Genomic DNA, 6,539 nt, shown 5'->3' with positions numbered 1-6,539 from the left:
AATCTGAGAAAAATTAATCAGGAAATCAAGAATTGCGGCATTGATCTGGGGTTGAAGGCAAAGGACCTTGCTATGCTGACGGATTACTATTTTGATGCCAGGTATCCTGGAGATGATTTTGTGGTGGTAACAAAGGAAGAGTGCGCGGAATGTGTGGATATAGTAAATCAGGTATTTGCGGCCGTGAATAGCTTCCGAAAGGAGAAAGGTCTGGAGGTGGAGCAGATTCCTTCCAGAGGAATTGAACCGCCTGCAGAGTAAAAGGAATAAAATTACATATTGTATAGCAGACCATAAAAAGTAACCGCAGTCCTCTGGGAGGGGCGGTTGCTTTTTTTTATAGAATCTGATCTTCTTCGGACGGAATGTACTGGGCTATATCCTGAAGATTGCACTGCAGTATCCGGCAAAGATCATTTAAGGTTGTAGTGTTCATAGGCTTATTTTTACGCAGCTTATCAATGATTGAACTGGAAATGTGGTGATTCATTATCAGAGTGTAGGTCGTTTCGTTGGATTTTTTTAAGGTTTCCCAAAAAGGTGAATAATCAATCAAAATGCTGCCTGCCTTCTTTTTGTGCTAAAAATAGTCCTACAAATCATCTGAAAATCCCCTTTTACTTATTAGATATATCTCCATTTTATTTTTACTTCTAGTACTTGACTATGGTCACGAAAATGACTATAATAACAAAGACAAATATAGTCTTTTAAGAGACTATAAAAATTATGCAGAAATGGAAGAGACAGAGAATGGGTTTTATTGACATTCATTCCCATATTCTGCCTGGAGTTGACGACGGCTCCCGGAGCATGGAGGAATCTTTGGGAATGCTTCGCATAGCTGAGGCGGAGGGCATCTCTTGCATGATAGCTACGCCCCACTATAAGCAGGGACGCTATCGTGCAGACAAAAAAGAGCTTTTGGACAGGCTTAAAATGCTCAGGGAGGAGGCGCAGCAGGAAGGCATTGGCATCCGGCTGCATCTTGGCACGGAAATTTTTTACCGCGCCGGATTGGAAGAAAAGCTGATGAGGCAAGAGCTCTGTACCTTGAATGATACAGATTTTCTGCTGGTGGAGTTTTCTCCCTTTGAAGAGTATCTGTACATTCGGAATGCCATGGAGGAGCTTTTGGGCATGGGATATTGCCCGGTGGCAGCCCATGTGGAGAGATACCAGTGTCTGGTAAAGGATGCCACAAGGGCAGCACAGCTTCGGGATATGGGATGCCGCATTCAGGTAAATACCGGGAGCATTACGGGGGAAAACGGCCTGGGAGCCAGGCGTTTTGTCTGGAAGCTTTTAAAAAGAGAGCTAGTGGATTATCTGGGCACGGACGCCCATAATACAAAAACTAGACGGCCGGCCATGAGGCGGTGCGCGGAGCTTTTGTATAAAAAGTGTTCCCGGGAGTACGCTCAGGAGCTTTTGTTTGAGAATGCCGCCAGGGAGCTGTTTCAATAAAAAACATTAGGAGAAGAAAAATGCAGGGTACACAAAACGAAGATATTGTGGAAATAGATTTGCAGGAGCTTTTCGGGCTCTTGCTGCACTGGCTTTGGCTGATCTTGTTATGCGGAGCCCTTGCGGGCGTATTGGGCTTTTCTATCAGCCGCTTTGTCCTTACCCCTCAATACGAATCTACCACAAAGGTGTATGTGATCAATAAAACAGAGGGAAGCCTCACCTACAGCGATCTGCAGACGGGCACGCAGCTGACCAAGGATTACACCCAGTTAATCAAGAGCCGAAACGTGCTGGAGCAGGTGATGGAAACCTGCTCTTTGGAGGAGAGCTATGATTCCTTTTCCCAGAGAGTGGATGTGGAAGCCTTGACAGATACCCGTATTATTGCCATCACGGTGACGGATGAGGATCCGGCTATGGCCCAGCTTCTGGCCACGGAAATCTGTGAGGTTGCTTCCGAATATATCAAGGATGTGATGGACCTGGAGGCGGTGAATCTGGTGGAGACTGCATATCTGCCGGAAACTCCTTCAAGCCCCAGCGTTTTGAAATGGACAGGAGCAGGCTTTCTTTTGGGCGCATTTCTGTGCGCCATGGTTGTGGTGTTACGGTTCTTGATGGATGATACGGTAAAGACCTCTGACGATATCGAAAAGTATCTGGAGCTCAGTACGCTGGCCATGATTCCGGTGATAGAGGATACCGAAAGGCGGCGGGGAAGAAAAGGGCATGGCCCCCTGGAGAGAGGGGAGCGAAGGGAACAGCTAAACCATGGAGCGGGAAGGCCGCCTGTCAAGGAGGAACAGACGCCGGCCAGGGAAGAAAGGCTCCAGGTGGAGGAGCTGGACGAACAGAGGGATAAAGCAAAGGAGGCACAATAAATGCAGATCATAGAATTGAAGGACGAGGAATTGGATTTCCGCAGCAGAGAGGCATTTAAGACATTGCGCACCAATATTGAATTCTCCGGCGATAATGTGAAGGTTATCTGCATTACAAGCTGCACACCTAACGAGGGAAAGAGCAACATATCCTTTGAGCTGGCAAAATCCTATGCCCAGATGGGAAAGCGGGTTCTGCTTCTGGACGCTGATTTGAGAAAGTCCGTGATGCGCCAGAGACACAAAAAGGGAAAGGTACGGCTGGGACTGGCCAATTATCTGGTTGGAAAAGCGGCCTTTGAGGAGGCGCTGTGCGCTACTGACATAAAAAATCTGTACATGGTGTTTTCCGGTCCGGTGCCGCCCAATCCCAGCGAGCTTCTGGGTAACAAGCGGTTTCAGGCAATGATAGAAAATGCGAGGAAGGAATACGACATGGTGATTATAGATACGCCGCCCCTGGGAAGCGTGATCGACACCGCTGTGGTATCCAAATGCTGTGACGGAGCCGTGATTGTGATTGCCAGCGGTGAAATCAGCTACCGCTTCGCCAGAAAAATCAAGGAACAGCTGGAGGTGGCCGGCTGCCGCATTTTAGGCTGTGTGCTGAATAAGGTGGATATGACCGGCAAGGGCTATTATGGCAAGTATTATGGTAAATACTATGGCAAATATTACGGAAAGTACTATGGAAACTACGGAAATTACGGAGAATAAGAGAAATTACGCAGTTCTCATCCGGAAAAATGTTTTAAAGGGGGATGGACATGGAAGAAAAGCCGCAGAAAAACAACAAAATATGGAAGCTGCTGCTGGTCCTGTGCCTTGTGGGCGCTGCGGCGGCCCTGGCAGCTTTTGGCTGGAATTTCCATGTGAGAAATCAGGCGGAGCGCAGATTTGAGGAGCTCTCCCGGCAGACTGCTTCAGGGGAGGAGCCGGAGGCGGAATCCAAACAGGAAGAGGATGCGAAGGAGCCGGAGGCGGAATTAAGCCGTGAGGAAAAGCTGCGGCTTTTAGAGCAGGAGCTAGGCATTGAAATTCCACAAAAGGATATTGATTTTGCAGCCCTGAAGGAGGAAGCCAATCCCGATATTTATGCCTGGATTTACATACCAGACACGAAGATCGACTATCCTGTGCTGCAGCATGCGGAGGATAATACCTACTATTTGAATTATAATCTGGACGGCACAAGAGGATATCCGGGCTGTATCTACACGGAAAACTATAACAGCAAGGCCTTTGATGATCATAACACGGTTCTCTACGGCCATAACATGAAGGATGGCTCCATGTTTGCAGGTCTGCACAATTATGAGGACAGCCAGTACTTTGAGGAGCATCCCTATCTATTTATCTATACGGAAGAGGACACGCTGGTATACCGGGTATTTGCCGCTTATGAATTCAGCGATGTACATCTGTTAAAGGGCTATGACACGGAAACGGAGGAAGGTTTTTCCCGCTACCTTAAGGAGGCTATGGAATATAGGACCATGAACCGCAATGTTTCGGAGGCGGTTTCGGTCACGGGAGAGAGCAGAATACTGACTTTGTCCACCTGTATTGCAAGTAAGCCAGAGAACCGGCATCTGGTGCAGGGGGTGCTTTTGAATGAGGATTAGCGAAAGAGCATATCGGATTTTGATCAAGCTTGTCATCGCCGTGATTATTTTGGTGGCAGTGGGCACTGTGGCCTTTTTGGCACTGCAGATATCCGGAAGAAATCGTCTGTATCAGAGAAGCGATGGAAGAACGCCGCTGCTGGATCAAGCCATGATGACAGACGCAGAGGATGCGTCTCAGACCTCCACGCAGACAGAAGAAGCAGAGGACTGGCAGGAGGGGGATGTGCGCTATCAGGGCGTGCACTATCGTTACAATAAGGACATTTTGACATTTCTTTTCCTTGGGATCGATGAACGGGGAGAGGTGGAAAGGCGCCAGGAGGGCATTCAGGGAGGACAGTCTGATGCTATGTTTCTGCTGGTTTTGGATTCCCATAAGAAGGAGATATCTGTGATCGGCATCAACCGGGACACTATGACGGATATAGAGGTCTACAATGATGCGGGCACCTACATGGGAACGGTGCAGGCACAGCTGACGCTGCAGCACGGCTATGGGGACGGGGCAGAATTAAGCTGCGAGAGAACCAGGGACGCTGTGGAAAAGCTGTTTTACGGACTTCCCATACATGGGTATTTTTCATTGAACATGGGAGCCATCCCTTTGATTAATGATGCTGTGGGAGGCGTGGAGGTGACGGTCATAGAGGATGTGCCCGGCACGGATATGAAAGAGGGAGATACCGTCCATTTAAATGGAGAACAGGCATACGCTTATCTGCACAACAGAGACATCACCAGCTTTAACAGCGCAGGAATGCGCCTGAAACGGCAGAAGCAATACCTGACGGCTTACGCCGCAGCGGCTATGGAGGCCATGAAGTCCGATCTTTCCCTGCCGGTAAAGCTGTATGCTTCGGTGAGTAAATATATGGTCACGGATATTACCGTGGATGAGGTGAGCTATCTTGCCTCTCAGGCTCTTGATTACAGCTTTGATGACAGCAGCTTTTACTTCCTTGAGGGGGATACGGTACAGGGGGAGAGGTTTGAGGAATTTTATCCGGATCAGGAGGCCTTATACGAGCTGATTCTGGAGGTGTTTTATGAGGAGGCAGAGACCGCTTCCTGAGAGTGCAACGTCTCCACAAGCGGAGACATGCCAAATTCTACAAAAAGGTATCCTGCCGTAAGGCTTGATATAACCACATGATTATGAGGAAAGGAGGATGAATCCAATGAAAAAATTTATGAAGATCATGGCCTTTGCCATGGCCATGACTCTTGTGTTCGGCATGACCGTAAGCGCGGCTGAAAGCGTTACCACAGAGGAAGAGCAGGCAAATTTTGCATTTGCAAAAGTAGAAGCGGTTACCGCTGCTGCAGAGGACGGCACAGCTTTGGAAGTACAGAAGGCTGCGCTTACCGGGGAACAGTATACGGCGGCTCAAACATTTGTGGCCAGCGCAACCATTGAAAATGCTGCGTCCAAGAGTATTCTTGCGGCTCTGGATGTGTCTGTGCCCAGTGTGACAGAGGAGCAGCTTGCGCAAGGCGTTACCGTTACCTTTGCAGTGCCTGGCGTAAGGGCAGGCGGCAGCTACGTGGTATTCCATCAGAAAGCTGACGGCACATGGGAGCAGCTTGCAGCCACCATAGCGGACGGCAGCGTGTCTGCGACCTTTACTTCCTTCTCACCTGTTGTTGTGGTAGAGGTTGAATTGGCAGCTTCTAACGACAACGGTGGAAGCAATGATTCCGGAAGCAATGACTCCGGCAGCGACAGCTCCAATGATACGGCAGCAGCTCCTGCAGAGGCAGCCGTGTCTCCCAAGACCGGAGAGATGCTTCCAGCAGCAGGCATCATGGCAGTGATCTGCCTGGCAGGCGCAAGCTTCTGCGCAGTAAAAGTCAGAAAAAATCAGTAAGTAATACAAAATCTGGTGAATCATGACTGATTCATCGCGGGTAGTTCCGTGAAAATATGTGACTCAGCATGTGGTTGTCCAATACCCTCTCCCTTCTTCGGGGGGGGGTATTGGATGTAAAGAAAAAAACGAAATGCCGAAGAAGAAAAACAGTATACGACCGAGGTGGGGAATTATTTATGTATAAAAGGAGTTCACAAGGCTGGACAAAACACCTGGACTTTATGATGTTGGATCTGGTGTGTCTTCAGGTTTCGTTTTTTCTGGCGTACATTATAAGGCATGGCCTGGGAAGTCCCTATGCGGAGCCCGAATACCGCAGCATGGCGGTAGTGATGACGCTTTTTGTCATCCTTATCATGATCTTTTTTGAAACCTTTAAAAATGTCCTCAAAAGAGGCTATTACAGCGAATTTACCGAAACCTTAAAGCAGATGTGCCTGCTGGAGCTGGGTCTTACATTCTATCTTTTTATGATACAGGGCGGGGCCAGCTATTCCCGTGCGGTAATGTATCTGACGGGAGCAATTTATGTGGTGCTCGGGTATACCACCCGCATTCTCTGGAAAAATCATCTGAAAAAGAAAATGAAGGAGATGGGACGCTGCTCGCTGTTGATCCTTACAACGGCAGAACGGGCGCAGTCCGTCATCCTGAATATAGAAAATCACAATTATAAGGACTTTCGCGTT

8 protein-coding genes and 1 pseudogene are annotated in these 6,539 nt (G+C 48.5%); 8 read left to right on the top strand and 1 reads right to left on the bottom strand.

Translation table 11 applies throughout. The annotated features are described in order from the left end of the window. Positions 1 to 261: HEPN domain-containing protein (locus AC1WIP_RS09585; protein WP_481141631.1), on the top strand; the 261-nt coding region annotated here is incomplete at its 5' end. 76 nt (positions 262 to 337) lie between these two features. Here AC1WIP_RS09585 and AC1WIP_RS09580 read toward each other — a convergent pair. Then, positions 338 to 556 carry a helix-turn-helix domain-containing protein gene (locus AC1WIP_RS09580; RefSeq protein ID WP_318704076.1) on the bottom strand — a complete coding sequence of 73 codons (219 nt, stop codon included), beginning with the start codon at positions 554 to 556 and terminating at the stop codon, positions 338 to 340. Between the two features lie 173 nt (positions 557 to 729). Here AC1WIP_RS09580 and AC1WIP_RS09575 point away from each other — a divergent pair, with 173 nt between their 5' ends. From AC1WIP_RS09575 to AC1WIP_RS09545, 7 genes and pseudogenes are all read left to right on the top strand, one after another. Continuing rightward, a complete protein-coding gene (locus AC1WIP_RS09575) occupies positions 730 to 1,467 on the top strand; it encodes a CpsB/CapC family capsule biosynthesis tyrosine phosphatase (protein ID WP_481141630.1) in 738 nt (245 codons plus the stop codon). 20 nt (positions 1,468 to 1,487) lie between these two features. Then, positions 1,488 to 2,351 carry a YveK family protein gene (locus AC1WIP_RS09570; protein ID WP_481141629.1) on the top strand — a complete coding sequence of 288 codons (864 nt, stop codon included), beginning with the start codon at positions 1,488 to 1,490 and terminating at the stop codon, positions 2,349 to 2,351. Further along, positions 2,352 to 3,068 (top strand): polysaccharide biosynthesis tyrosine autokinase, encoded by a 717-nt coding sequence (locus AC1WIP_RS09565; protein WP_481141628.1) that lies wholly within the window; start codon positions 2,352 to 2,354, stop codon positions 3,066 to 3,068. It begins immediately after the preceding gene. A 50-nt stretch (positions 3,069 to 3,118) separates the two neighbouring features. Further along, a complete protein-coding gene (gene srtB, locus AC1WIP_RS09560; protein ID WP_481141627.1) occupies positions 3,119 to 3,976 on the top strand; it encodes a class B sortase in 858 nt (285 codons plus the stop codon). Next, positions 3,966 to 5,051: an LCP family protein gene (locus AC1WIP_RS09555; protein ID WP_481141626.1), complete on the top strand. Its 1,086-nt coding sequence runs from the start codon at positions 3,966 to 3,968 to the stop codon at positions 5,049 to 5,051. The genes srtB and AC1WIP_RS09555 overlap by 11 nt, the downstream gene beginning before the upstream one ends. A gap of 106 nt (positions 5,052 to 5,157) precedes the next feature. Continuing rightward, a complete protein-coding gene (locus tag AC1WIP_RS09550; protein WP_481141625.1) occupies positions 5,158 to 5,847 on the top strand; it encodes a hypothetical protein in 690 nt (229 codons plus the stop codon). Between the two features lie 179 nt (positions 5,848 to 6,026). Further along, positions 6,027 to 6,539 (top strand): annotated as a pseudogene (locus tag AC1WIP_RS09545) (sugar transferase); the annotation flags it as partial.

Source organism: Acetatifactor sp. (assembly GCF_982438285.1).
Note: the sequence above shows the minus strand (reverse complement) of the source record. Positions and strands in the feature narration are given on the sequence as shown.

Coding starts and splice junctions, on each gene's coding strand:
- AC1WIP_RS09575 (WP_481141630.1), top strand. CDS start 730: ATGCAGAAATGGAAGAGACAGAGAATGGGTTTTATTGACATTCATTCC.
- AC1WIP_RS09570 (WP_481141629.1), top strand. CDS start 1,488: ATGCAGGGTACACAAAACGAAGATATTGTGGAAATAGATTTGCAGGAG.
- AC1WIP_RS09565 (WP_481141628.1), top strand. CDS start 2,352: ATGCAGATCATAGAATTGAAGGACGAGGAATTGGATTTCCGCAGCAGA.
- srtB (WP_481141627.1), top strand. CDS start 3,119: ATGGAAGAAAAGCCGCAGAAAAACAACAAAATATGGAAGCTGCTGCTG.
- AC1WIP_RS09555 (WP_481141626.1), top strand. CDS start 3,966: ATGAGGATTAGCGAAAGAGCATATCGGATTTTGATCAAGCTTGTCATC.
- AC1WIP_RS09550 (WP_481141625.1), top strand. CDS start 5,158: ATGAAAAAATTTATGAAGATCATGGCCTTTGCCATGGCCATGACTCTT.